This is a genomic window from Amycolatopsis sp. NPDC102522, assembly GCF_055584485.1.
Map to the genome: position 1 here is coordinate 739,128 of NZ_JBVJLY010000002.1, position 24,435 is coordinate 763,562.

At 66.9% G+C, this 24,435-nt stretch carries 23 protein-coding genes and 1 riboswitch; of the genes, 13 read left to right on the top strand and 10 right to left on the bottom strand.

Features of this window, described 5'->3' with window-relative positions; translation table 11 throughout:
• The first annotated feature begins 34 nt into the window (after nucleotides 1–34).
• From glmU to ACZ6YV_RS09365, 3 genes are all read left to right on the top strand, one after another.
• Nucleotides 35–1,522 carry a bifunctional UDP-N-acetylglucosamine diphosphorylase/glucosamine-1-phosphate N-acetyltransferase GlmU gene (glmU, locus tag ACZ6YV_RS09355; protein ID WP_465509145.1) on the top strand — a complete coding sequence of 496 codons (1,488 nt, stop codon included), beginning with the start codon at nucleotides 35–37 and terminating at the stop codon, nucleotides 1,520–1,522.
• Nucleotides 1,519–2,499 carry a ribose-phosphate diphosphokinase gene (locus ACZ6YV_RS09360; protein ID WP_005155717.1) on the top strand — a complete coding sequence of 327 codons (981 nt, stop codon included), beginning with the start codon at nucleotides 1,519–1,521 and terminating at the stop codon, nucleotides 2,497–2,499. The genes glmU and ACZ6YV_RS09360 overlap by 4 nt, the downstream gene beginning before the upstream one ends.
• A gap of 128 nt (nucleotides 2,500–2,627) precedes the next feature.
• Nucleotides 2,628–3,497 (top strand): TIGR03621 family F420-dependent LLM class oxidoreductase, encoded by an 870-nt coding sequence (locus ACZ6YV_RS09365; protein ID WP_465509146.1) that lies wholly within the window; start codon nucleotides 2,628–2,630, stop codon nucleotides 3,495–3,497.
• Here ACZ6YV_RS09365 and ACZ6YV_RS09370 read toward each other — a convergent pair.
• Both ACZ6YV_RS09370 and ACZ6YV_RS09375 read right to left on the bottom strand, forming a co-directional pair.
• Nucleotides 3,491–4,108, bottom strand: coding sequence for an NAD(P)-dependent oxidoreductase (locus ACZ6YV_RS09370; RefSeq protein WP_378240002.1), 618 nt, complete (start codon nucleotides 4,106–4,108; stop codon nucleotides 3,491–3,493). The genes ACZ6YV_RS09365 and ACZ6YV_RS09370 overlap by 7 nt on opposite strands.
• A 96-nt stretch (nucleotides 4,109–4,204) precedes the next feature.
• Complete coding sequence (locus ACZ6YV_RS09375; RefSeq protein ID WP_465509147.1) at nucleotides 4,205–5,326, bottom strand: hypothetical protein; 1,122 nt, start codon at nucleotides 5,324–5,326, stop codon at nucleotides 4,205–4,207.
• A 339-nt stretch (nucleotides 5,327–5,665) separates the two neighbouring features.
• On the opposite strand from ACZ6YV_RS09375, the gene ACZ6YV_RS09380 reads away from it, so the two are divergent.
• The 4 genes from ACZ6YV_RS09380 to ACZ6YV_RS09395 all read left to right on the top strand — a co-directional run bounded on the left by ACZ6YV_RS09380 (nucleotide 5,666) and on the right by ACZ6YV_RS09395 (nucleotide 7,732).
• Nucleotides 5,666–6,277 (top strand): 50S ribosomal protein L25/general stress protein Ctc, encoded by a 612-nt coding sequence (locus ACZ6YV_RS09380; protein ID WP_465509148.1) that lies wholly within the window; start codon nucleotides 5,666–5,668, stop codon nucleotides 6,275–6,277.
• Between the two features lie 10 nt (nucleotides 6,278–6,287).
• Nucleotides 6,288–6,884 (top strand): aminoacyl-tRNA hydrolase, encoded by a 597-nt coding sequence (gene pth / locus ACZ6YV_RS09385; protein ID WP_378240005.1) that lies wholly within the window; start codon nucleotides 6,288–6,290, stop codon nucleotides 6,882–6,884.
• A 159-nt stretch (nucleotides 6,885–7,043) separates the two neighbouring features.
• Entirely contained in the window at nucleotides 7,044–7,403 is a 360-nt protein-coding gene (locus tag ACZ6YV_RS09390) for a DivIVA domain-containing protein (protein ID WP_378240006.1), read from the top strand.
• Nucleotides 7,403–7,732 (top strand): DivIVA domain-containing protein, encoded by a 330-nt coding sequence (locus ACZ6YV_RS09395; RefSeq protein ID WP_465509149.1) that lies wholly within the window; start codon nucleotides 7,403–7,405, stop codon nucleotides 7,730–7,732. The genes ACZ6YV_RS09390 and ACZ6YV_RS09395 overlap by 1 nt, the downstream gene beginning before the upstream one ends.
• A gap of 65 nt (nucleotides 7,733–7,797) precedes the next feature.
• Here ACZ6YV_RS09395 and ACZ6YV_RS09400 read toward each other — a convergent pair whose 3' ends face one another.
• From ACZ6YV_RS09400 to rsmA, 5 genes are all read right to left on the bottom strand, one after another.
• Nucleotides 7,798–9,489: a fatty acyl-AMP ligase gene (locus ACZ6YV_RS09400; RefSeq protein WP_465509150.1), complete on the bottom strand. Its 1,692-nt coding sequence runs from the start codon at nucleotides 9,487–9,489 to the stop codon at nucleotides 7,798–7,800.
• A gap of 51 nt (nucleotides 9,490–9,540) precedes the next feature.
• The gene (locus ACZ6YV_RS09405; RefSeq protein ID WP_465509151.1) at nucleotides 9,541–11,313 is read right to left on the bottom strand and encodes an ABC-F family ATP-binding cassette domain-containing protein; all 1,773 of its coding nucleotides are present in this window, start codon (nucleotides 11,311–11,313) and stop codon (nucleotides 9,541–9,543) included.
• 67 nt (nucleotides 11,314–11,380) lie between these two features.
• The gene (locus ACZ6YV_RS09410) at nucleotides 11,381–12,346 is read right to left on the bottom strand and encodes a 4-(cytidine 5'-diphospho)-2-C-methyl-D-erythritol kinase (RefSeq protein WP_465509152.1); all 966 of its coding nucleotides are present in this window, start codon (nucleotides 12,344–12,346) and stop codon (nucleotides 11,381–11,383) included.
• 123 nt (nucleotides 12,347–12,469) lie between these two features.
• Entirely contained in the window at nucleotides 12,470–13,480 is a 1,011-nt protein-coding gene (locus ACZ6YV_RS09415; protein WP_465509153.1) for a methionine ABC transporter ATP-binding protein, read from the bottom strand.
• Nucleotides 13,481–13,692: 212 nt separating this feature from the next.
• Nucleotides 13,693–13,783: riboswitch (SAM riboswitch) on the bottom strand.
• 247 nt (nucleotides 13,784–14,030) lie between these two features.
• Nucleotides 14,031–14,867 (bottom strand): 16S rRNA (adenine(1518)-N(6)/adenine(1519)-N(6))-dimethyltransferase RsmA, encoded by an 837-nt coding sequence (gene rsmA / locus ACZ6YV_RS09420; RefSeq protein ID WP_465509154.1) that lies wholly within the window; start codon nucleotides 14,865–14,867, stop codon nucleotides 14,031–14,033.
• Between the two features lie 41 nt (nucleotides 14,868–14,908).
• Between rsmA and ACZ6YV_RS09425 the strand changes: the two genes are divergently transcribed.
• Together ACZ6YV_RS09425 and ACZ6YV_RS09430 are read left to right on the top strand one after the other, a co-directional pair.
• The gene (locus ACZ6YV_RS09425) at nucleotides 14,909–15,493 is read left to right on the top strand and encodes a GNAT family N-acetyltransferase (protein ID WP_465509155.1); all 585 of its coding nucleotides are present in this window, start codon (nucleotides 14,909–14,911) and stop codon (nucleotides 15,491–15,493) included.
• A 146-nt stretch (nucleotides 15,494–15,639) separates the two neighbouring features.
• A complete protein-coding gene (locus tag ACZ6YV_RS09430; protein WP_465509156.1) occupies nucleotides 15,640–16,662 on the top strand; it encodes a DUF222 domain-containing protein in 1,023 nt (340 codons plus the stop codon).
• Nucleotides 16,663–16,723: 61 nt separating this feature from the next.
• On the opposite strand, the gene ACZ6YV_RS09435 is transcribed toward ACZ6YV_RS09430, so the two are convergent.
• From ACZ6YV_RS09435 to metG, 3 genes are all read right to left on the bottom strand, one after another.
• Complete coding sequence (locus ACZ6YV_RS09435) at nucleotides 16,724–18,103, bottom strand: transglycosylase family protein (RefSeq protein ID WP_465509303.1); 1,380 nt, start codon at nucleotides 18,101–18,103, stop codon at nucleotides 16,724–16,726.
• Between the two features lie 413 nt (nucleotides 18,104–18,516).
• Nucleotides 18,517–19,353 (bottom strand): TatD family hydrolase, encoded by an 837-nt coding sequence (locus ACZ6YV_RS09440; protein WP_465509157.1) that lies wholly within the window; start codon nucleotides 19,351–19,353, stop codon nucleotides 18,517–18,519.
• 7 nt (nucleotides 19,354–19,360) lie between these two features.
• Entirely contained in the window at nucleotides 19,361–21,154 is a 1,794-nt protein-coding gene (gene metG, locus ACZ6YV_RS09445) for a methionine--tRNA ligase (RefSeq protein ID WP_465509158.1), read from the bottom strand.
• A 62-nt stretch (nucleotides 21,155–21,216) separates the two neighbouring features.
• On the opposite strand from metG, the gene ACZ6YV_RS09450 reads away from it, so the two are divergent.
• From ACZ6YV_RS09450 to ACZ6YV_RS09465, 4 genes are all read left to right on the top strand, one after another.
• On the top strand, nucleotides 21,217–21,807 hold the full coding sequence (locus ACZ6YV_RS09450) for a PadR family transcriptional regulator (protein WP_465509159.1): 591 nt from the start codon (nucleotides 21,217–21,219) through the stop codon (nucleotides 21,805–21,807).
• 89 nt (nucleotides 21,808–21,896) lie between these two features.
• Nucleotides 21,897–22,907, top strand: coding sequence for an ATP-binding cassette domain-containing protein (locus ACZ6YV_RS09455; RefSeq protein ID WP_465509160.1), 1,011 nt, complete (start codon nucleotides 21,897–21,899; stop codon nucleotides 22,905–22,907).
• Nucleotides 22,897–23,661 carry an ABC transporter permease gene (locus ACZ6YV_RS09460; RefSeq protein ID WP_465509161.1) on the top strand — a complete coding sequence of 255 codons (765 nt, stop codon included), beginning with the start codon at nucleotides 22,897–22,899 and terminating at the stop codon, nucleotides 23,659–23,661. The genes ACZ6YV_RS09455 and ACZ6YV_RS09460 overlap by 11 nt, the downstream gene beginning before the upstream one ends.
• Before the next feature lie 93 nt (nucleotides 23,662–23,754).
• Nucleotides 23,755–24,369 (top strand): glycoside hydrolase family 25 protein, encoded by a 615-nt coding sequence (locus ACZ6YV_RS09465; RefSeq protein ID WP_465509304.1) that lies wholly within the window; start codon nucleotides 23,755–23,757, stop codon nucleotides 24,367–24,369.
• The last annotated feature ends 66 nt before the right edge of the window (nucleotides 24,370–24,435 follow it).

Consider the following 24,435-nt stretch of genomic DNA (forward strand, 5'->3'; position numbering starts at 1 on the left):
CGACAACCACCGTTGGTGAAATGTTGGGAGTGCCGTGACCGGCCCGCTGAGCACGTTGATCCTCGCCGCGGGTGAGGGCACCCGTATGCGCTCGTCCATCCCGAAGGTGCTGCACCCGATCGCCGGCCGTCCGCTGGTCGAGCACGCGGTGCGGGCCGCCGCGGGACTGAGCCCGGAACATCTGGTCGTGGTCATCGGCCACGGTCGCGACTCGGTCGGCGCGAGGCTGGCGAAGGTCGGCGAGGCGCTCGGCCGCGAGGTCGTCACGGCTGTCCAGGAGGAGCAGAAGGGCACCGGGCACGCCGTCTCGTGCGCCCTCTCGGCGCTGCCCGCCGGGCTGACCGGCACCGTCGTCGTCAGCTACGGCGACGTCCCGCTGCTCGACACCGAAACGCTCGCTTCCCTGGCCGCCGAGCACACCTCGACCGGCAACGCGGTCACCGTGCTGACGGCGGTCGTCGAGAACCCGGCAGGCTACGGCCGGATCATCCGGGACGAAAACGGCGTCGTCACCTCGATCGTCGAGCAGAAGGACGCCACCCCCGAACAGCACGAAATCGCCGAAATCAACTCCGGCGTCTACGCCTTCGACGCTTCCGTTCTGGTCGACGGGCTTTCGAAGCTTTCGACCGACAACGCGCAGGGCGAGCTCTACCTCACCGACGTCCTCGGCATCGCGCGCGGCGACGGCAAGGGCGTCGGCGCGCTGGTCATCGACGACCCGTGGGTGACCGAAGGCGTCAACGACCGCGTTCAGCTCTCCGTCCTCGGCGCCGAACTGAACCGCCGGATCGTCCGCGGCTGGCAGCGGGCGGGCGTCACCGTCGTCGACCCGGCGAGCACCTGGATCGACGCGGGCGTGACCTTGTCGCGCGACGTCGTCATCGAACCCGGCGTGCAGCTGAAGGGTTCGACCTCGGTCGGGGAAGGCTCGCAGATCGGCCCCGACAGCACCCTGGAGAACGTCTCCGTCGGCGCGGGCGCGTCGGTGGTGCGGACGCACGGCTCGGATTCGGAACTGGGCGACGGCGTGAAGGTCGGCCCGTTCACCTACCTGCGTCCCGGCTCCAAGCTGGGGACAAAGGGCAAACTCGGCGCTTTCGTCGAGACGAAGAACGCGGACATCGGCGCCGGGACGAAGGTTCCGCACCTGACCTACGTCGGCGACGCGACCATCGGTGAAAACAGCAACATCGGGTGTTCCAGCGTTTTCGTCAATTACGACGGCGTGAACAAGCACCACACCACGATCGGCTCCCATGTGCGGCTCGGCGCGGACAACACGTTCGTCGCCCCGGTGACCATCGGCGACGGCGCCTACAGTGGGGCAGGCACCGTGATCAGGCAAGACGTGCCCCCGGGCGCGCTCGCCGTGTCCACCGGGCCGCAGCGCAACATCGAAGACTGGGTGACCCGGCGCAGGCCGGGCACACCCGCGGCGGAAGCAGCTTCCGCCGCGAAGCAGGACACCACCGCCGTGTCCGATTCAGCTAAGGGAAACGACGGGGAGTCGCCAGCATGAGCTCGAAGTCCGGAACACCGAAGAAGAACCTGATGCTCTTTTCCGGGCGCGCCCACCCGGAACTCGCCGAAGAGGTGGCCAAGCACCTCAACGTGTCGGTCGTCCCGCAGACCGCGCACAACTTCGCCAACGGGGAGATCTTCGTCCGGTTCAACGAATCGGTGCGCGGGACCGACGCGTTCGTGATCCAGAGCCACCCGGCGCCCATCAACGAGTGGGTGATGGAGCAGCTGATCATGGTGGACGCCCTCAAGCGCGCGAGCGCCAAGCGGATCACCGTGATCATGCCGTTCTACCCGTACGCGCGGCAGGACAAGAAGCACAAGGGCCGCGAGCCGATCTCCGCGCGCCTGATCGCGGACCTGTTCAAGACCGCCGGCGCCGACCGGATCATGACGGTCGACCTGCACACCGCGCAGATCCAGGGCTTCTTCGACGGCCCCGTCGACCACCTGCTCGCGCAGAACGTGCTGGCCGCGCACATCAACAAGACCTACCAGGACGAGAACATCACCGTCGTCTCGCCGGACTCGGGCCGCGTGCGGCTGGCCGAGAAGTGGGCGGCGCAGCTGGGTGACCGGCCGATCGCCTTCATCCACAAGACCCGCGACCCCGACAAGCCGAACCAGGCCGTCGCCAACCGCGTCGTCGGCAAGGTCCGCGGTCAGCTGTGCGTGCTGATCGACGACATGATCGACACCGGCGGCACGATCGTGAAGGCCACCGAGGCCCTGCTCGACGAAGGCGCGTCCGACGTCGTCATCGCCTCGACCCACGGCATCCTGTCCGACCCCGCCACCGAGCGGCTGTCGAACTGCAAGGCGCGCGAGGTGATCGTCACCAACACGCTGCCGATCCCCGAGGAGAAGCGGTTCCCGGGCCTGACCGTGCTGTCCATCGCGCCGCTGCTGGCGCAGGCCATCCAGCAGGTCTTCGAGGACGGGTCGGTCACGTCCCTCTTCGACGGCAACGCCTGATCTCAGCGGAGCAGGGGACCTTTGCTCTCACTCTCTTCCGGAGAGTGAGAGCAAAGGTCCCCTGCTCCGTTTTCGGCTCCTCGCGAAACGGCGCGCGCCGGGCAGCCGGGGTGGCTAGGTTTCCGTTCATGGGGAAATTCAAGTTCGGCGTGAACCTGTGGGGCGCCGAGAACCGCGAAGACTGGGTCGCGAAGTGCCTCCGCGTCGAGGCCCTCGGCTACGACGTCATCTCCGTGCCCGATCACCTCGGCCCGGGCCGGAACGCACCCTTCCCGGCACTGACCATGGCCGCCGCGGTGACCCAGCGGCCGCGCGTAGGCACTCTCGTCTCCAACGTGCCCTTCTACAACTTCGCGCTCTTCGCACGCGAAGTCGCCACGACGGTGAAGATGACGGGCGGCCGACTGGACCTCGGTCTCGGCTCCGGTCACATGAAATCGGAATTCGACGATGCCGGCCTGCCGTGGACCCCGGCCAAAGAACGCATCGAGTACCTCACCAAGAGCCTTGACCATCTGCCCGAACACTTCGAGCGCGAAGGGATCACACCTCCGCCGTTGCTCCTCGCGGGCAACAGCGACGGCGTGCTCTCCCTCGCCGCCCGCCAAGCCGATATCGCCGGTTTCGCGGGCCTCCGCCAAGCACCGGGGAAGCCGCCGGGCACTTTCCAGCTCGACGACGCCGAGCGCCTGGACGAACGGATCGCCTTCTTCCGTTCACACACGAACGGCCGGGATCCCGAACTGAACATGCTCGTCCAGCGGGTCGTCGTCACGGACGACCGGCGCGCGGCCGCCGGGTCCTGGTATGAAGAGGACCCGGACGGCCTCGATGTGGACAAGCTGCTCGAAACGCCGCAGTTGCTTTTCGGAACGGTCGACGAGATCGTCCGGCAACTCCGGGAACGCCGCGAGCGGTACGGCTTCTCCTACATCACGGTGTTCGAACCGATGCTGGAAACATTCGCGCCGGTCGTGAAGGAACTGTCCGGTCAGTAAGCGACGCAGAAACGCTGACGGCGGCGCTCCGGCTTGTCGATCTCGTCGACGAACGCGATCGCGTAGTCGGCGCCGCTGACCTTCGACCGGCCGTTCTCGTCGGTCAAAAGCACGTCGCCGCCGAGCCGGAAGTCGCCGGTCCGCTCACCCTCGGCCCACGCGCCGAACTCGGCGGCCGGGCTGAGGTAGAACCAGTCGACGTCCTCGGGAAGCTTCCGGAACGCTTCCAGCACTTCGGCGTGCGCTCCCGCTTCGCCCTTGTACTCGTCCGGGAACTCGGGGGTGTCGATCAGCCGCGGCCCGTCCTCTGCCACACGCAGGCTGCCGGCGCCGCCGACCACGCCGATCCGCGCGCCGTTGTCCTTCGCGACCTGAGCGATCGAGGGCACCGCGTCGAGCAGACCGCTCTGCCCGTGAACCGCGATCACCAGGACGTCGGCGCCCTTGGCGGCCTCGGCGAGGAAGGCCTCGTCGTAGAGCGACCCCGCCTTGGTCCCCTCGCCTTCGGCGTTCCTCGACACCGCCAGGACCTCGTGGCCGCGACCGCGCGCTTCCGAGGCGATCTTCCCGCCCGCGTACCCGGTTCCTCCGAACACAACCAACTTCGCCATCACGTTTCTCCCTTTTCATCGGCGACTACGCCGATGCTATGAAGGGGAGATCGACTACTTCAACGTATGTAACGCACCCGTGGGTGAGCGTGCAGGTCAGCCACCCAGCGTGGCGAACTCGGACTTGAGCTTTTCGCGGACGCCGTTGACGTCGACCGGAACCCGGACTTCGCCGCGGGCCGCCGGCTTTGCCTGAACCTGGTAGCTGGCGTTCCGATTCGGCAGCCTGAACTTGACCTCGCAGGACATGCTCGTCGTGGTGTCCGGCGCCGCGTTGGCGTCCGCCGTGCAGGTCTGTGCGCCGAGCGACTGGGCGGTGAACTCGACGGTCAGCGTCAGGTGCACGGGTATCCCGTTCACCCCGCCGATGACGGTGTTGGCCACGTCGATGGTCGCCCGGCAGCTCCCGACGAAGTCCGTGCAGTCCAGTTTGTCGTTGACCACACTGACACTGACCTGGGTGAGCGCGTCGAACGGCTGTCCGACCCCGCCGATCGCGCCGTCCAGATCGGTCTGGAGTTTCTTGAGTTCGTCCCCGGCGAGCGGCTCGACCCGCATCTCGGCACCGAGGGTCTTGCCGCCTGCCGCGTCGACGAGGGAAGGCGCGAAACTGACGACACGATGCGGTGCCGCGGTGGTCACCCTCAGCGTCCCGAGCCCGCTCCCGACGTCGTAGACCTCGGTCCCGTCGGGCAACTTCGACTTGACCGGATCGGTCAGCGGGTTCATCGCGGACACAGCGGTCCGGAGCGTCGACGCGGCCTTGCGCGGGTTGAGCACCTCGACGACGTTCACCGGCAGGTCCGAGCTGTCGGTCCGGACCCAGTTGGTGCCGTACAGCTCGCTGTTGCCGAGCCCGTGCGCCTTCCAGTACTCCGGCGTCGCCGCGAGATACAGCTGCTTGTCGGCTGAGATGACCTGAATGGTCTGGCCGTCGACGGGAAGGGCGCCATGAGCGCTTCCGTTGCGGGTGATCCGGAACTGCACTTCGGCGGGTTTGCCCGAGGCATCCTTGATTGTCGACTTGTAGACAACCGCAGATGCCTGCTCAAGCGCCTTCAACGCGCTTTCGACAGCGCCACGCTGCTCAGTGCGCCGATCCACTCGCTGCTGCTCGGCCGGCGAGATCCCCGCCGCCCCGCCGATTGCGACGTCACATCCGGCCACGAGGCAGCACAAGGCGGCGATCGCGCCGATCCTCATCCGTCGTGCCGGCATTCCGCCCCCTGAGTCTCGTGTGCGAGGAGATCTCACCTTAGAAAAGGGGTCGCGCACCACCGCATCCGAGGGTTCCCGAAGCAGCTGTCACCGACTTGTCACCTGAACGAGCCACCCGGCGGGACCCCTTCGCGAGCGGTTGGTCTACACTTTCCCGGTCTCGGCGAGGCGGGTTCCGTGAGCACCTGGTGCCCGACGTGATCGACGCGGCGGCTTGAGTGGCCACACGCGGTCGAGCACGCCTGTGGAATTCGCCGCCGAACACCAGAACGCCCCGAACCATCCCCACCTCAGCATGCTTTCGCTGAACATGTTGGTGAATTGAAGGAGTGCTACACCGTGTCCGAGGTAAGCCTGTCCGTCGAGCCCCGCACCGAATTCGGCAAGGGTGCCGCGCGTCGCACGCGTCGCGCCGGCAAGATCCCCGCGGTGCTGTACGGGCACGGCTCGGACCCGCGCCACTACGCCCTCCCTGCCCTTGAGTTCGCCCGCGTCGTGCGTGAGAACGGCAGCAACGCCGTCATCACCCTCGAGCTCGAGGGCAAAAGCGAGCTGGCGCTGACGAAGACCATCGTCGTCCACCCGCTGAAGAACTACATCGAGCACGTCGACCTGCTGGTCGTCATTCGCGGCGAGAAGGTCACCGTCGACATCCCGGTCGTCGTCACCGGCACCGCGGGCCCGGGCACCCTGGTCACCACCGACCTCGACTCCCTCACCATCGAGGTCGAGGCGCTGCACATCCCCGAGCAGGTCGAGGTCTCGGTCGAGGGCATCGCCGCCGGCACCCAGATCCTCGCTTCGCAGGTCACCCTGCCGCAGGGCGCCACCCTGGTCACCGACCCCGATGCGCTGGTCGTCGCCGTCAACGAGGCGCCGTCCGAGGCTTCGCTCGAGGGCGAAGAGGGCGGTGCCGAGGCGGAGGCGACTCCCGCCGAGGCCGCCGAATAAAGTCACTCGTGTGACTGAAGCAGTACTTCCCGGGGCCGGCGAGCAGATCCTGCTCGCCGGCCTCGGCAATCCCGGCCCTCAGTACGCGGGCAACAGGCACAACGTCGGCTTCATGGTGCTCGACGAGCTCGCCGGCCGCGTCGGCGGCAAGTTCAAAGCCCACAAGAGCGGCGCCGAAGTCCTCGAAGGCAGGCTCGCGGGCCAGCGGGTGGTCCTGGCCAAACCACGCTCGTACATGAACCTCTCGGGCGGCCCTGTCGTGGGCGCTGCCCGGTTCTACAAGATCCCCCCGGCCGGCGTCGTGGTCGTCCACGACGAGCTGGACGTCGATTTCGGCGCGCTCAAGATGAAACTGGGCGGCGGCGACAACGGCCACAACGGCCTCCGTTCGATCACCAAATCCCTGGGAACGAAGGACTACTATCGCGTCCGTTTCGGCGTCGGCCGCCCTCCGGGACGGCAGGATCCGGCGGATTTCGTGCTGAAAGACTTCTCCACGGTCGAACGCAAAGAGCTCGCTTTCGAGATCGATCGTTGCGCCGACGCCGTTGAAGCGCTTATCAGCACGGGCCTCGTCGCGGCCCAGAACACCTTCCACGCTGGGTGAACCCGCTCACATGGCAGTGCGTTACAACTCGTCACTCGAAGGCGTTTCACCACGCCCCTGATCGAGTCGTGGAATAGCGCGAGCTCTTCCGGGGAACTCTCAAACCCGTTAGGACGGAATGCGGAGATCGCATTCCCCACCGAAACCGGAGAGAGTTTCATGTCGTTTACGGCCGAAGAGATCACCGGCGCCACTTTCCCGAACGCCCCGATCGGGCGGCGCGGATATGCCAAACACGAGGTCGACGCGTTCCTGGAGCGGATCGCGGACACGATCTCGGACCGGGACGACCTGACGGCCGCCGAGGTCCACCACGTCATGTTCTCGCGCCCGTTGATCGGGAAGCGCGGCTACGACGAACGCGAAGTCGACGATTTCCTCGACAAGATCGAGGAGCAACTCGCCCACCGGACCGGCCAGCAGGTGCTTCACGTGCCCGGCGCACGTGAAGAGGACGAGGCGACCGCCGAACGCGCCGTTCCGGACCGTGGCCCCGTCGAGTTCCTGCGGGAGCGCTAGTGCCCGTCACCGCGTTCGAGGCGAGAACCCGGCAGTTCGACCGTGCACCGATCGGCGCACGGGGCTATCACGAACCCGCGGTCGACGCCTTCCTCGAACGGGTCGCGGCGACGCTCGACGGCGACGACGACCTGTCGGTTTCGGACGTCCACGACGTGGCGTTCGCCAAAGCGCCGCTCTCGAAAAGAGGCTACGACCCGGCGGCGGTCGACGCGTTCCTCCGAGACGTCGAGGGAACGTTGGCCGGACTCTCCCAGTCCGCCGACTACTACATCGCGCCGGCCTTGGAGCACACCCATAGCCGTAAGCCACTCTGGCGACGCCGCTGACGCACGGGGAGGTGCCGCGGAAAGGGGCCGAGCCCGCGAAATTCGCGGGCTCGGCCCCTTTCGTGTCAGCTGGTCGCCGCGTTCTTGGCGATCTTGTCCGCGAACTGGATGGCGGTCGCGGCCCGTTTCACCTTGCCCGAGGGCGTCTTGGGCAGGCTTCCCGCCGGAAGCACCACAACCGCGAAGGGCCGCATGTCGACCGCGCCACGCACCTTGGCCGCGACCTCCTTCGCCAGCGACTTCTCCGTTTCCGGGTCTCCGGCGAGTTTCGATTCGACGACGACCGCGAACCGCTCCCGGCGGCTGCCGGCATCGATCCGGACGGCAACAGCGTTCCCCGCCCGGACGCCCTCGACCGAGGTCGCCGCGCGTTCGATATCGGTCGGGTACAGGTTCCGGCCACCCATGATGATGACGTCCTTGCGTCGGCCGCAGATCACGATCATGCCGTCGATCAGGTAGCCGAGGTCGCCGGTGAGCAGCCAGCCGTTCTCGTCCTGCGTCGCGAGCGGACCTTCCATGGTCAGGTACCCGGGCGTCACCGCCTCGCCGCGCAGGCGGATCTCCCCGACCTGGCGTTCTCCGAGCACAGTGCCCTGGTCGTCGACGATCTCGGCCTCGAGCCCGTCGAGCGGAGGCCCGAGCACCGCGAAGGACCGGACTTCGTCGGTCCCGCGCCGCAGGTCGTCTTCAGGAACCGGGACCGCACGGTTGTCCGCCTCGAGTGCGTCGGCTTCGACGACGTCCAGCGTCAGTCCGGTGAACAACGGCGCGAACGAAACCGCGAGGGTCGCCTCCGCCATGCCGTAGGCCGGGAAAACGCATTCGGCGGGCATCTTGAACCGTGCCCCCGCCTCGACGAACGTCTGCACGGCCGTTTCGTCGATCGGCTCGGCGCCGTTCAACGCGATCCGCAGCTTCGAGAGGTCGTACGCGTTGTCGTCGTCGACGCGGGCCATCCGCCTGCCCACGATCGCGTAGGCGAAGTTCGGCGCGGCCGTGGTCGTGCCGTTGTACTTGCTGATCAGCTGCGGCCAGATCAAGGGTCCCGAGAGGAACTCTAGCGGCGTGATCTTGACGAGTTCGACGCCGAACGTCATCGGGACCGTCAGGAAGCCGACCATCCCCATGTCGTGGAAGGTGGGCAGCCACGACACCATCACGTCGACGTCGAAATCGAACTCGGCACGTTCGACCATCGCCTTGACGTTCGAATACAGGTTCCCGTAGGTGATCTGAACGGCCTTCGGATCGGCCGTCGACCCACTGGTCAGCTGCAGGAGCGCGGTGTCGGATTCGGCCGTCGGCACGGGCTCGGCCAGCGGTTCGGCCTCCAGCAGCTCGGTGATCACCTGGAAGGCGATTCCGTGCTCGGCGAGTACCGGCGCCAGCTGGTCGAACGGCTCACCGAGCAGGACCAGGCCGGACCCGATCATCCGCAGTACGCGAACGGTGTCCTCGGCCCATTCGGCGAGGTCGGTGCGCTGGGTGGGCTGGTGCAGCATCGTCACACTGCCACCGGCGAGCCAGACCGCCTGAACCGTCGGCGCGATCAGCGACGGCGCCGCGGCCAGGACCGCCACTGCCTTGCCGGGCTCAAGCCCGGCCTTGACCAGTCCTCCGGCCACCCGCTTGGCCTGCTCGTGAATCTCGGCCCAGGTACGCCGAACCGGCTCCTTGGGCTCCCCGGTGACCATTCCCCGCTGCTGACCTCGCCCCGCCGCGGTGGCGACGAGCGTGTCCACGAACCGACTCATGCGCGTCACAGTACTGTCCGCGCTGGAAGACCCGCTCACCGTCAGGTGAACTCACTCGATCGCTTCGGAGGTCTCGAGCCACTGGGCCTCGACCTCCTCCTTCTCCGTTTCGACGGCCTTCAGTTCGGTGTTGAGCTCGATGAGCTTCGTCGGATCGGTCGCCGCCCCGAGCAGTGCAGCGTGCAGCTTCCCTTCCTTCGCGTGCAGCTGGTCGAGCTTGCGCTCCAGGCGGGACAGCTCCTTCTGCGCCGCCCGCTGTTCCGCGGCGTTCTTCTTGGGCGCGGAGGCCTGCCCGTTGCCTGACTTCCGGTCACCGCTCGCCTTCTCGAGGCTTTTGACGCGCCGGTCCAAGTACTCGTCGATGCCGCCCGGCAGATGGGTCACCTGCCCGTCGCCGAACAGGGCGACGATCGTGTCGCAGACTCGCTCCACCAGATACCTGTCGTGCGAGACGACGACGAGGCTGCCCGGCCACGAATCGAGCAGATCTTCCAGCTGCTGCAAAGTGTCGATATCGAGGTCGTTCGTCGGTTCGTCGAGCAGCAGCACGTTGGGCTCGGCCATCAGGAGCCGGCACATCTGAAGACGGCGCCGTTCACCACCGGAAAGGTCTTCGACCGGCGTCCACTGCCTCGACGCGGGGAACCCCAGCTTTTCGGCCAGCTGCGAAGCGGAGAGCTCCTGCTTGCCGAACACGACCCGTCCTGAGATCTCTTCGATCGCCTGCAGTACACGCAGATCGCCCGGCAGATCGTCGAGCTCCTGCCGCAGGTGCGCGAGGCTGACCGTCTTGCCCTGGATGCGTCGCCCCGTCTCGGGCTCCTTGTCACCACCGAGCAGCTTGAGCAGCGTCGTCTTGCCCGACCCGTTGACGCCGACCAGGCCGATCCGATCGCCTGGCCCGATCCGCCACGTGACGTGATCGAGCAGAGTGCGGTCGCCGACGGTCAAAGTGGCGTCCTCGACCTCCAGCACGGTCTTTCCCAGCCGCCGACGGGCGAACGCCTGCAGTTCGACCGAATCACGCGGCTCCGGCACGTCGGAGATCAAAGCCTCCGCCGCCTCGACTCGGTAGCGCGGTTTCGAGGTCCTGGCCTGCGGGCCGCGACGCAGCCACGCGAGCTCTTTACGTGCCAGGTTCTGCCGCTTCTCTTCGGCCGTCGCCGCCAGCCTCGCCCGTTCGGCCCGCGCGAAGATCCAGTCCGCGTAGCCGCCTTCGTACTGCTCGACACGACCGTTGGTGACCTCCCAGGTCACACTCGCGACAGTGTCGAGGAACCACCGGTCGTGGGTGACGACCACGACCGCGATCTTGCGGTTGAGCAGATGATCCGCGAGCCAGCGCACACCTTCGACGTCAAGGTGGTTGGTCGGCTCGTCGAGGACCACGAGGTCCAGTTCTCCGGTGAGAGCGGCCGCCAGCGCCACCCGGCGGCGTTCGCCACCGGACAGGTTCGCCGTCGCCTTTTCCACTCCGAGAGCGGTGATCCCCAGACCATCCATAATGGACCTGACCCGCGCGTCAGCGGCCCACTCGTGCTCCGCCCCGTAGCGCTCCAGCACGACATCTCCGACAGTGCTGCCGTCAGGGAGTTCGGTCCGCTGCGTGACCACGGCCATCCGCAGACCGCGAACTTGACTCACACGTCCCGTATCCGGCTCACTGATCCCCGCGAGGACCTCCAGCAGCGTCGTCTTCCCGCCCCCGTTGAGACCGACCACGCCGATGCGCTGTCCCTCCGCCACACCGAGCGAAACACCGTCGAGCAGCGGGCGCACCCCGAAGGACTTGCTCACCGACTCCAGGTTGACCAAGTTGGCCATGCCTCAGCCGATCCTTTCCAAAAAGCTTGCACCACAACGAATTAGTCGATGTCCATTTCGGACACCCTCACGCGTGCACCCGGGGCGGCGCCGGCCGTGGCGCGTCGTCCCCGCCGACCAGCCGGGCCCCGGGAACCGGCCCGTGCGCGACGCGCACCGTGCGACAGACCCCCGCACCGGACAACTCCGCGGCGACCTCGACGGCGGATTGGGCATCCGCGCACAGGAAAGCGCAGGTCGGCCCGGACCCGGACACGGTGCCGGCGAGCGCGCCCGCGTTGACTCCCGCCCGCAATGTGCGGCGCAACCCCGGTCGCAATGAGACAGCGGCCGCCTGCAGGTCATTGCCGAGAAGCAGCGCCAGCTGCCGCGGATCACCGGACGCCAGCGCCTCTACCACCGGAGTGTGCGAACCGATCCGCGGCGGGCTGCCTTCTTCACGCAACCTGTCCAGTTCGCCGAAAACCCGCGGGGTCGAAAGACCACGCTGGTCGAAAGCCAGCACCCAATGGAACGTATGCCTCGACAAGACCGGCACCAGCTGCTCACCCCTGCCGGTGCCCAACGCTGTTCCACCGTAGAGAGCGAAGGGAACATCGCTGCCGAGCTTCGCGGCGATACCCGCCAGTTCGTCTCGGGAAATGTCGAGTTTCCAGAGCGATGCCAGGCCCACCAGGGTCGCGGCCGCGTCGGCGCTGCCACCGGCCATCCCGCCCGCCACTGGGATTCCTTTGCGAAGCACCACCCTGATCTTGGACTCGCCGTCCGCTTTGCCGATGTGGGCCGCCAGCGCCTGTGCCGCCTTCCAAGCGAGGTTGTTGGCCCCTGTCGGTACTGACCCTTCGCCTTCGCCATAGACCTCGACGCCGGGGTCCTCGGTGATCGCGACGGTCACCTCGTCGGTCAGCGAAAGCGCCTGGAACACGGTCACCAGCTCGTGGTAGCCGTCCGGGCGTACGTCACCGACCGCCAGGTGCAGGTTGACCTTGGCGGGAACCCTGACGGTTACTGGGGGCGGTACGACGGCGAGCACGACTCAAGCCTACGTGGCCGCTCCACTTGTGCCGCCACCAGGAGAAAAGAGAACAAAGACGAGTCAGACACGAACGGGCCGCCTCGGACGGATTTCGTCCGAGGCGGCCCGTTCGTGGAGGAATCAGGCAGCGACGCCCTGCGGTCCGCGGACCGGGTGGGTCACGTGGCCGCCACGTTCGGCGATCCAGGCGAGTGCGGCGTCCGCGCGCTCACCCCGCACACCGAGGCGGAACCGGCCGACCGGCGTGTCGCCGATCCGGGTCAGGCCGCCCCCGATGGTGGCGAGTTCGACGTCGAAGCGACCGGCGGCTTCCGGCAGCAGCGCGCCGACCGACGCGAAGCCGACAAGCACGACGTCCACCGCGCGGTCGTACTTCGAAGCCTGTGCCCGACCGGTCTCGATGGAGGGCAGCAGCGCCTGCGCGGTCCGGCTGTTCGGGTCAGAGACCAGGTCGAGCACGGATCCGCGTTCGATGATCGCTCCGGCCTCCAGCACCGCGACGTCGTCGCAGACACGGCGAACGACACCGGCGTCGGGAGTGGTGAGGAGCACGGTGACGCCGAGCTCGGCGCGCGCACGGTCGAGCACGGTCAGGACCGCGCCGGACTCCTCGGGCTCCACACCGGCGGTCGGGTCGTCGGCCAAGAGCACGGACGGCCCGGCGGCCAGGGCCTTGGCGATGGCCACCCGGCGCAGCTGTCCCTCGGACAGGTCGCCCGGCCGCTGCCCCGCCCGCGGGGTGAGCCCGACCAGGTCGAGCAGGTTGCCGACCCGGTTACGGCGCTGCGGCCCATCGAGGCCGAGCTGCTCGAGTGGCGACGCGATGTTGCCGGCGATGGTGCGTTCAGCGAGCAACTCCGGTTTGGTGCTCACGACACCGACCTGACGGCGGATTTCGCGCAGCCGGCGGCCGTCGAGGGTCCCAGTGTTGAGTCCGTCGAGGCGGACGACGCCTCGGTCGGGACGCTCCTGAAGCCCGATGCAACGAGCGAGGGTCGACTTGCCGGAGCCAGCCGGACCGACGACTCCGAACAGCGAGCCGGCTTGGATGTCCACGCTCACATCGCGCAGGGCGACGACGGGATTTCCGTTGAGGGGAAAGGACTTGGACAAGTTTTCGACAGTGATCACGAAAGGCTCCATGCAAATGGGGCGCCGCTTCTTTCGAGCGCGCCAACCGTCACCGAGTAACCGTCCGGAAACGGACGGGTTTCAGAGGTAAGGGAAAAGACTCAGGCAGTAACGGTGGAGCGTCGACACGCACTTACCGTGCGGCGACCTTCATCAACGACACGTCGCCTGGTCAGCAGGAGCGGGTGGGTGACCCTGTTCATTAGGCACAGCCTCCATCGGTCCTGGCGGTAGCACCTGCCCTGTGGAGGGTGGTTGCTGCGACTTCGGCGAGCCAGGTCTCTCAGTCGCTCGGGATGGCTTACTGAGTAAAACCGATCCCACTGGATGAAAGCAAGCACGTAGGCGCAGATCACACGTCTGGTCGCGTCCACAATACAGGAACTGCTGTCCATATTTTGAGACAGCAACAGATACCTTTGTGCTACGACAAGGCCGCTGCCTGCTAAGACAGGAGTGGATCATGCAGATCGAGAAGAGGATTTACGCACTCGTGCTGACATCGGCCGACTCGCGTTCACGCGGTGCCGGTCACACCTGCAACAGGTGGTCAGCCCGCCGCCGCGGCGATCCGGGCGAACTGATGAACATCCAACTGCTCTCCGCGGGTCTTGGGGTCGATACCCGCCTTCTCGAGCAACTCCCCCGCGCGTTCGGCGGAGCCCGCCCATGACGCCAACGCCGCACGCAGAGTCTTCCGCCGCTGAGAGAAGGCGGCATCGACCACCGCGAACAAACGCGCACGCTCCACGGACGACACCACGTCGCCCCGTTCGAAAGCGACCAGTGCAGAGTCCACGTTCGGAACAGGCCAGAACACGGCGCGAGGCACCGCGGCGACCTTGCGCGCCTTTCCGTACCACGCGAGCTTGACGCTGGGCACGCCATAAGTCCGGCTCCCCGGACCGGCCGCCATCCGGTCCGCGACCTCGGTCTGGACCATCACGAGACCGCTGGTGAGCGACGGCAGCCCGGCGAGCAGGTGGAGCACGACGGGGACGGCGACGTTGTACGGCAGATTCGCGACGAGCGCCGTCGGCCGCGCGGGCAAGTCCTCCGCCGTGATCCGCAGAGCGTCCGCCCTGACGACCGTCAGTCTTTCGGCCCCGCCCCGCTCGGCCACGGTATTCGGCAGCCGCCCGGCCAGCACGGGATCGATTTCGACCGCGACGACCTCGGCGCCGGTCGCGAGCAGGCCGAGGGTCAACGAGCCGAGGCCCGGCCCGACCTCCAGCACGACGTCACCTTCACCAACCCCCGAAAGGTCCACGATGCGGCGCACCGTGTTCGGGTCGTGCACGAAGTTCTGGCCGAGCTTCTTGGTCGGACGCACGTCCAGCTCGGCCGCCAGCGCCCTGATCTCCGCAGGACCGAGCAGTTCAGTCACCTGACGATCGTAACCAGCCCCCGGTAGGCCACGATTGGCCGGTGGACGACGTCGTACTCGATGGCGAGAAAGTCCGGCTGCGCGACTGGCGACCGTCCGACCTCCGGCCGCTCCGCGACCTGCTCGATCCCGCGCGGCCTTGGCACAAAACGAACGGGCCCTACTTCGGCACCCCGACCGCGGCGGCCGCCGAATCCACGGCACACGAACTCACTGCCACCATGGCCAATCGGCCCGATCCCCGCACCAGCCTCACCGTGTGCGACCTGAGTGACGGCAGGCTTATCGGCCGGGTCAGCTGGTACTGGGAAAGCAGGCAGACCGACTGGCGAAGGATGGGATTGGTCATCTATGACGAGCGCTACTGGGGCGGCGGGTTCGGCACCGAAGCCTTGCGCTTGTGGACGTCCTACTTGTTCGCCCGCACCGACACCCTCCGCCTGGACTTCGCCACGTTCTCGGGGAACCCGGGAATGATCGCCGTCGGGCGGCGGCTGGGATTCGTCGAAGAAGGCCGGTTCCGGCGCGCTCGACGCTGGCCCGGCGGCGTGCACGACGCCGTCGTCTACGGGGTGCTCCGCGAGGAGTGGGAGCAGACGGACCACCCGGGCAAGCAGCCGGCTTGATCCCACGCCCGTCATCCCTGTGGCGTCTCCGATTCGACACGCCTCCCACTCAAGAGTGATCGGAGCAGTTCACGCTGCCGGAGCGTAACGATCATTCGTCCGATCGATACCGTGCACTTGTTCGAGTCTGGCCTGACAATTGAGGGATGACCAGCACAAAGATTCCCAAGACCTTCCCGCCAAACCTGCCGGAAGGTGATGCCGATCTGCTTCTCGACGAGTTGCAGACGCGGCTACGCGAAGCGCGGCGACTCGCCGCCGAAGTCGGCCAGATCCTGGCCGAGATCGAGTCACGCGGTGTCCGGGACCTCTACGGATACGACTCGATCGCCGTCTTCTACGAGCATGTCGCCCGGGTCACCCGAGCGGAGGCACAGCAGGTGGCCGGTAGAGCACTGGCGCTCAACTCGAGACGGGCGCGCGACGGCACATCGACTCAACCCGTCGCGCCTTTGACCGGAGTCGCAGCCACGACCGGCGCGCTGGCCCAGGCCGGCATCGACCGGATCGTCACTGTCATGCGGAAGCTGCCCGAACATGTCACAGCGAGCGCGCGACTCGAGGCCGAGAAGGACTTGGTCGCTCTCGCCAGCGTTGCGAGACCGCGCGACGTCACGGTGAAAGCAACAAAACTCCTCGCGGGCCTCGACCCGGACGGGAGCGACACTGAGGATCCCACTCCGAAACGGGAGCGAAGCGAGTTCTGGTTGCGCCAGAAACGAACCGGCCGATGGGATATGCGCGGCAACCTCGATCCAGAGACAGGCGCACGCCTGAACGCGCTTCTAGTGCCGCTGACGTATCCGGCCCCGAACGGGGAAGCCGACGGCCGCACCCCCGCAGAGAGACGCGGTGACGCTCTCACCGAGATCGTCGATCTCGCAGAGAGTGGGCCGGATATCCCGCTGCCTCGGCAGGCCCCGGAAGAGGGCACCGAGCAGCCTCAGTCCGCGGCTCCGGCCAAGAAACCCGCACGCCGCCCCCAGAACACCCAGGCGCGGCCTCAGAGCCATTCAAGCCCGCACCACAGCGACGTTGACGTCCGAGAGGGCGCCGTAGCCGACCGATCCCAGAACGTAGCCCGCATACGGCCTACGCGCTGGTGGGCAAGGCTGTCGAGACCGAGGGCCGAGGACGCTACGCGGCCACAGAGGCCCTTAACGGCCTGAAGGCCACCTTGCGGGCGGGAACCCACACGATGACCTTCAGGAAAGGAGGACTTAGCCGACGTCAGGCCTTCTTGCCACAGTGCGGCCAAGCGCTGTAGCCGCCGCGGGCGTCGCGAACCTTCTCGGCGACGGCGATCTGCTGGGCTTTGCTGGCCTGGTGCGGGTACGCGGCGTACTGGTCGCCACCGTAGGCGTCCCAGGTGCTCTTGTTGAACTGCAGGCCACCGTAGTAGCCGTTGCCGGTGTTGGCGGCCCAGTTACCGGTCGCCTCGCACTGCGCGATGCGGTCCCAGGCGCCGGCGTCACCGATGACCGGATCAGCGGGCTTCTTAGTTCCGACCTTGACGATCTTGGGCTTGGCCTCGGTGATGACCTCTTCCGAGACCTTCTCGCGGCCGACCTCTTTGCCGTTGCGCTTGGTGACCTTGTAGGTCACGGTCTTCTGGCCCGGGGTGCCCGGGTCCTCGACCTTGGTCTTGCCCTTTTCGAGCTCCGGGTCGTCGACCTTCTGCTCGGGCGGCGCGATTTCCTCGTTCTGCTTGACCATGGTGACGCCGGTCCGGCTGATGTGGACCTCGGCGCCGTCGACCAGCTTGACGTCGAGGCCACCGACGGCCTCGTCGTCCGGGCCGAGGGTCATCCGGAGCTCACCGAGGAATTCCTTGGTGGTGACCGAGTTGGTCTGAACCTTGTGCGGCTCGTTCGCGCCGTCGAAGACGGTGACGTTCTTGAGGGTCTTGACCTCGACGGTCGTGCCCTCGAGCGGGAGCTCGCCGTTCTGCGGGAGCGAGGTCCAGGTGCCGGACTTCGCGAGGTCGGAACGGCCGAGCTGGTTCAGGGCCTCGCTGAGGTTGGTCGCTCGGACCCAGGACTCCTGCTGCGGCGCGCCGTCGACGATCAGGTTCAGCTTGCGGCCGCGCTCGAGCTTGATGACGCCGCCGTCGCCTACCTCGGCCTGAGGCGAGGGCGAGAGCGAGTCGTGCGCGCCGACCGAGAGGCCGGCGTCTTCGAGGACCTCGCCGACCGTGTCGCCGAAGCTGTGGACGGTCTGCTGCTTGCCGTCGATGTCGAGCGTGACGCTCTTGTTCATCGCCATCGCGGCCGCGCCGCCACCGCCGAGGGTGAGCAGCACCGCCATGACGGTTCCCTTGAGGAAACGCTTCTTCCAGACGCGGGTCGCACTCCCGATGACCTCGTCCTTGGTCGCGACCTTTTTCGGCGCGCCCGCGGTGCGGTCCTCGGCGACCTCGTCCGGAATGACGATCGGCGGGAGCATGGTGGTCTCGGCGCTGATGAGGCGGATCAGCTCGTCGACGTCGACGTCGATCTCGGCCATCAGGGCATCGGCATCAGGGCCGAGCGCGGCCAGGACGTCCTGGTGCGTGATGCGCGGGTCGTCGGAGTAGTCCAGCTCGCCGTACTGAGTGTCGCGGTCGAGCACGGCAACCGAACCGGCGGAAGCGAAGGTGTTCGTCTCTGCGCCGAGGCGCGAGCCATCCTGCCTACTGCTACCAGTCACTGGGTCGTTCCCTTTCCCAAGACGTCGAGGAGCTCGACAGCCGCTCCACAACGTCCTTCGTCTCGATGCGCACTTCGGCACACCTCTAGAAGTCCGACACCCGCAGTCAGCGCCATCGTCACGGTTCCAGGCCGTACCGCTCCCGGTTCCGCTTCCCCGACGTGCACTGACGTGACTGTGGGCGTAACAGCCGGAAACCGCATGAGCGGATACCGACCGGCACGATCACGGGACAGTAACGAACCTCGCCGGGTTGCGCAAACACCCCCCGGAGTGTCGTGACGTTGGTCACTCATCTGAGTGGACCATTGATGATCACTAATGTCGCAATCCGTTCAACTGGATGTGACTGTCGGCAAACGGAAGACCCGCTCGGCGGTCACTCGCACCGCTTCGGCCACCTCGTGCACCGCCTCGCCCCTGAGCGAGGCGAGGTGGCGGACGGTGTAGGCGGCGCAGTAGGGCTCGTTCGGCCGCCCACGGAACGGATGGGGGGTCAGGAACGGAGCGTCCGTTTCGACGAGGTACTGGTCCGCCGGAACAATCCGTGCCGCCTCGTGGAGCCCGCGGGCGTTGCGGAAACTGACCGTTCCGGCGAACGAAAGCACGTATCCCGCGTCGACGCAACGGCGAGCGACATGCTCGTCTCCCGAGAAACAGTGGAAGACGACCTGCTCAGGCGCCCCCTCCTCCTCGAGAATCCGGAGGACGTCGTCGTGAGCGTCTCGATCATGGATCATCAGCGGCTTGCCGATCCGCTTGGCGAGATCGATGTGCCACCGGAAGGCGTCTTGCTGGGCATCGTGAGGCGAGTAGTCCCAGTAGTAGTCGAGCCCGGTCTCGCCGACCGCGACCACTCTGGACTCTTTCGCGAGACTCTCCACTTCGGATTTCTCGTCCTCGCCGAAATCCTTGGTGCGCGTGGGATGGATCGCGACGGCGGCCCAAACCCTGCGGTCCCAAGTGGACGCTTGCGCGGCCCAGCGGGCGGCCGCGAGATCGTCCGCGACGGTGATCACCCGCGAAACACCGGCGCGTTCGGCGCGGTCGACCATGGCCGTCACATCGGCCGCGGTGACCGCGCCGCACGCGTCGAGATGGGTGTGCGCGTCCACCACCGAAACCGGCAACCGGTCCGGGATCGGTGGCAACTCCTTCTTTTGCTCGCCCATCAGCTGATCATTTCGAGATCGGCGCCCATTCGGGGCCCGTCTCGCCGAGCTCCGGGTCCAGCTTGGCGAACAACGGGGTCGGCTTCTCCAGCGGCTTGCCGACCTCGATCGGCACGGACTTCCAGCTCGCCTGCTCGGCCTTGTAGTCGCCGGTGATGATGGGGTTGATCCGGCCGGGGATGTCGAGGTCCTCGACTTCCTGCAGTTCGGGCTGGGCCGCCCAGATACCGGTGCCGCCGAGTGCCTCGTGCACCTTCTGAGCCGAGTGAGGCAGGAAGGGGGTCAGCAAGGTGTTGGCGTCCGAGACGACCTGCAGGGCGGTGTGCAGAACACTGTCGCGGCGAGCGGGGTCGTCCTTCAGCTTCCAGGGCTCCTGGTCCGAGAGGTACCGGTTCGCGGCGGTGACGACGCGCATGGCCTCGCTCGCGGCCGCCTTGAACCGCGACCGCTGGAGGTGGGCGCCGGCGGTGTCGAACGCCTTGCGGGAGAGCTCCTTGAGCTCCTCGTCGGCGGCCATGGGAGCGTCAGGACGCGGAATGGCGCCGACGTTCTTGTGGGCCATGGAGATGGACCGGTTGACGAGATTGCCCCACTCGTTGGCCAGCTCGAAGTTGGTCCGGCGGACGAATTCGTCCCAGGTGAAGTCGGTGTCCTGGGTTTCGGGCCCCGCGACCGAGATGAAGTAGCGCAGGGCGTCCGGACCGAACTCGCGCAGGAAGTCGTGGACGTAGATGACCGTGCCGCGCGAGGTCGAGAACTTCGAGCCGCTCATCGTGAGGAACTCGCTGGAAACGATCTCGTCGGGCAGGTGCAGCTTGCCGTACTTGCCGGGCACGCCGCCTCGATCGCCCTCGCCGTTGTGGCCGAACAGCAGAGCGGGCCAGATCTGGGCGTGGAAGGTGATGTTGTCCTTGCCCATGAAGTAGTAGGAGCGGGCGTCCGGGTTGCTCCACCACTCCTGCCAGGCGTCCGGGTTCCCGGACCGGCGCGCCCATTCGACGCTCGCCGAGAAGTAGCCGATGACCGCGTCGAACCAGACGTAGAAGCGCTTCATCGGCTGGTCGCGCCAGCCGTCGAGCGGGATCTTCACGCCCCAGTCGAGATCGCGGGTGATCGGCCGCGGGCGCATGTCGTCGATCAGGTTCTTGGTGAAGTTGAGGACGTTCGGGCGCCAGTCGTTCTTGCTGGACAGCCATTTGCCCAACGTCTCGACGAACGCGGACAGGTCGAGGAAGTAGTGCTCGGTCTCGACGAACTTCGGCGTTTCACCGTTGATCCGGGACTTCGGGTTGATCAGCTCAGCGGCGTCGAGCTGATTGCCGCAGTTGTCGCACTGGTCACCGCGCGCACCGTCGTAGCCACAGATCGGGCAGGTGCCCTCGATGTAGCGGTCGGGCAGGGTGCGGCCGGTCGAAGGGCTGATCGCGCCCCGCGTGGTCTTGGGAACGACATAACCGTTGCGGTGCAGCGCGAGGAAGATCTGCTGTGTGACCTCGGCGTGGTTACCCGTGGTGGTACGGGTGAACAGGTCGTAGGTGAGGCCGAGTCCCTGCAGGTCCTGGCCGATCTGACGGGTGTACTTGTCGGCCGTTTGCTGGGAGGTGAGGCCTTCATTGTCGGCCTGGACGGTGATCGGGGTGCCGTGTTCGTCGGTTCCGGACACCATGAGCACCCGGTTGCCGGCCATTCGCTGGTAGCGGGAGAAGACGTCGGACGGGACGCCGAATCCGGACACGTGGCCGATGTGGCGGGGGCCGTTGGCGTAGGGCCAGGCCACCGCAGTCAACACTGGGGTGCTCATGCTTGTTTAGCCTACGGACGTCGTCTAAGGCATTGTTGCCCGGGAGAGGATCGGAGGCCTCGGTGTCCGCCACGCGTCTGCTGGTGCTGGGTGTCGTGCGCATGTACGGGAAGGCACACGGCTACCAGGTCCGGCGCGAGCTTCTCTCGTGGGCCGCCGACAAGTGGGGCAACGTCCAGCCGGGTTCGATCTATCACGCACTGAAGAAGATGACGGCCGAAGGTCTCCTGGAGCAGGTCGAGGACGTCGAAGCGGGCGGCGGGCCTGACCGGACCGCGTACAGGCTGACCGAAGACGGCGAGACCGAGTTCGTCGTCCAGCTCGGCAGGGCGTTGTCGAGCGACGACGCGACCGGGTACTCGCTGTCGGCGGCGGTCACGTTCATGCCGGCCCTGCCCCGCCCGCAGGTGCTGGCCCTGTTGAAACAGCAGCTGGCGAATATGGAAGCGCACGCCCAGTCGACCCATTACGCCCGTGAGCACGCCGTCGACCTGGGGAAGCCGCCGCACGTGAGCGAGCTGTACCGCCTGTGGAGCGCGCACGCGGAGGCGAATGTGACCTGGATGAGGGATCTGATCGGCCGTCTTGAAGCCGGCGAGTACGTGATGGCGGGCGAAGGCGACGACGCGGTGTTCGGCGCACCGCCCAAGTAATCAAATTTGACTACGGAACGACTCCTAGGGCACAGTGCGTCCAGCCAACTAGTCAAGTTTGAATAGTTGGGCACTGGAAAGGAGTAGACATGATCAAGGCACGCGGCCTTGAGCGGCGCTTCCGCCGCAAGGGCCGCAATGGGGGCGAGGTCCACGCCGTCAAGGGCGTCGATCTCGATGTGTCGGCCGGGGAACTGGTCGGCTTCCTCGGACCGAACGGCGCGGGGAAGACCACGACCCTGCGCATGCTGACGACGCTTCTCAAGCCCACCGCCGGCGAAGCGACGGTCGGCGGCTGCGACCTGCTCGCCGACCCACTGGGGGTGCGCCGGCGAATCGGCTACGTCGCCCAAGGTGGTGGCACCGCGCCGGCGAGCAAGGTCGTCGAGGAGATCGAGTTCCAGGGACGGCTGTACCGGATGAGCAAGGCGGACGCGCTCGCCCGCGGGGCCGTCCTCGCCGAGCAGCTGGACCTGGCCGGACTCGACCAGCGGACGACCGCGACCCTGTCGGGCGGGCAGCGCCGCCGGCTCGACATCGCGCTCGGGCTGATCCACTCGCCCGGTCTCGTCTTCCTCGACGAGCCGTCGACGGGACTTGACCCGCAAAGCCGCGCGAACCTGTGGGACCACATCCGCAGGCTGCGTGACGAGCAGGGCGTCACAGTCTTCCTGACCACGCACTACCTCGACGAGGCCGACGCGCTCTCCGACCGGCTGATCGTCATCGACGACGGGAAGATCGTCGCCGAAGGCACGCCGGACTCGCTGAAGGCGAGGGTTTCCGGCGACAGTGTCGTCATCGGGGTGTCACCGGAATCGGCGGCGGAGACCGCGGAGGTCGCGGGCCGCCTCGAAGGAGCGCACGAGATGACCGTCACCGACGGCACGGTGCGTTTCCGGGTACCACGCGGGGACACCGCGATGCCTGAATTGCTGCGGGCACTGGACGCGCGTGGCATCACGATGACGTCCATGCAGGTGCACCGGCCGACGCTCGACGACGTCTTCCTGACCCTGACGGGCCGAAGCCTGCGCGATGCCGAAGAAGGCGCGCCTGTCGAAGAAGCTCCGGAGAAGGAGGCCACGCATGTTGCATGACACTTGGTTGATCTTCCGCCGGGACATGCTCGCGGCGTTGCGCAACCCGACCTGGCTCGCTATCGGCATCATGCAGCCACTGCTGTACTTGTTCTTCTTCGGACCGCTTCTGGTGAAGGCGCTCAACGCGCAAGGCCTGTCCGATGTGGACGGCTGGATGATCTTCACTCCGGCGATCATCGCGCAGCTCGCGTTGTTCGGCAGCTCCTTCGTCGGCTTCGGCCTCCTCGCGGAATTCCGCTCGGGCGTGGTCGAACGGATGCGGGTCACGCCGGTGAGCAGGGTTGCGTTGCTGCTGGGGAAGGTGCTCGCCAACGCACTGCAGACCGTCGTCCAGGCGTTGCTCATCATCGCGCTGGCGTATCTGGTCTTCGACCTGAACGCGCCGTTCGGCGGCGTCGTACTCAGCCTGGTGATCGTCTTCCTTTTGTCGATCACGCTGGCGTCGTGCTCGTACGCGCTGGCGCTGACCCTCAAGAGCGAAGACGCCTTCCCCGCTTTGCTCAACGCGGTTCTCATGCCGTTGCTGCTGCTGTCCGGAATCCTGATCCCGATCACCGCGGGCTCGGCGCCGGATTGGCTGTACACGCTTTCCCGCATCAATCCGTTCCGGCACGTGGTGGATGTCGAGCGGAACAGTTTCCGCGGTGACTTCTCGATGGACGCGCTGTTCACCGGGAGCGTCGTGGTGCTAGTCATGGCGGTCCTGGCCATCTGGTGGGGCTCACGGACCTTCCAGCGCGAAAACGCCTGAGACACGCTGAACCGAAAGGTCACCTTGCGACCGCTCCGCGGACGTAAGGTGACCTTTCGGACGTACTGGGGCGATATTCGAGGACAGGTGGCTTTGATCGATCCGGAAGGTGAGCACGGCGTCACCCTGTCCCACCGCGAGACGGTGACGGACTGGGCGGCGGTGCGCGGCGCCGATATCCGGTTCGCCTCGGTCACCGTGAGCGAGAACACCAACTGGCGGGACGCCGCCGCGGAACGCCATCTGGCCGGTGCGCAGAACGCCGGTATCCACACCGGCGCACGGCACTACGCGCGCCCCGGCGCCGTCCACGACCAGGCCGACCATTTCGTGCGGACGGCGAGCGCCCTCGGCGCCTTCGCGCCCGGTTCACTCGCGCCGGCGCTCGAAGTGGAGGCGCCCAGCGTCGATGACCGGTTCATCAAGGCGTGGATCAAACATGTCAGGCACGCGGCGCGCGTCGAACGCGTTCTGGTCTACGCGGGTCTCGACTGCTGGACGGACCGGCTGCACCCGGACAAGTGGGCGGACAGCGAAGTGGTGCTGTGGCTGGTCAAGCACAACGAAATCCCGGGAAGGCCGGGGTGGTTCCACTCGCGGCTGGGCTTGCACCAACACGGTTTCGGTACCGGGCTGCCCGGCGTGAACGGTCCGATCGCCCAGGACACCGTGGTGTATCCCTTCAAGCTCGGGGACGTGCTTTTGTAGTACTCGCTCCGTGACGACGGGTGTGCACGATGTCACCGTGTGGTCGCGGATCTCACTTTCCGCCGG

Coding starts and splice junctions, on each gene's coding strand:
- ACZ6YV_RS09375 (WP_465509147.1), bottom strand. CDS start 5,326: ATGCCGGCACGACGGATGAGGATCGGCGCGATCGCCGCCTTGTGCTGC.
- ACZ6YV_RS09460 (WP_465509161.1), top strand. CDS start 22,897: ATGTTGCATGACACTTGGTTGATCTTCCGCCGGGACATGCTCGCGGCG.
- ACZ6YV_RS09390 (WP_378240006.1), top strand. CDS start 7,044: ATGTCGTTTACGGCCGAAGAGATCACCGGCGCCACTTTCCCGAACGCC.
- ACZ6YV_RS09400 (WP_465509150.1), bottom strand. CDS start 9,489: ATGAGTCGGTTCGTGGACACGCTCGTCGCCACCGCGGCGGGGCGAGGT.
- ACZ6YV_RS09455 (WP_465509160.1), top strand. CDS start 21,897: ATGATCAAGGCACGCGGCCTTGAGCGGCGCTTCCGCCGCAAGGGCCGC.
- ACZ6YV_RS09365 (WP_465509146.1), top strand. CDS start 2,628: ATGGGGAAATTCAAGTTCGGCGTGAACCTGTGGGGCGCCGAGAACCGC.
- ACZ6YV_RS09430 (WP_465509156.1), top strand. CDS start 15,640: ATGACCAGCACAAAGATTCCCAAGACCTTCCCGCCAAACCTGCCGGAA.
- metG (WP_465509158.1), bottom strand. CDS start 21,154: ATGAGCACCCCAGTGTTGACTGCGGTGGCCTGGCCCTACGCCAACGGC.
- ACZ6YV_RS09440 (WP_465509157.1), bottom strand. CDS start 19,353: ATGGGCGAGCAAAAGAAGGAGTTGCCACCGATCCCGGACCGGTTGCCG.
- ACZ6YV_RS09360 (WP_005155717.1), top strand. CDS start 1,519: ATGAGCTCGAAGTCCGGAACACCGAAGAAGAACCTGATGCTCTTTTCC.
- ACZ6YV_RS09405 (WP_465509151.1), bottom strand. CDS start 11,313: ATGGCCAACTTGGTCAACCTGGAGTCGGTGAGCAAGTCCTTCGGGGTG.
- ACZ6YV_RS09370 (WP_378240002.1), bottom strand. CDS start 4,108: ATGGCGAAGTTGGTTGTGTTCGGAGGAACCGGGTACGCGGGCGGGAAG.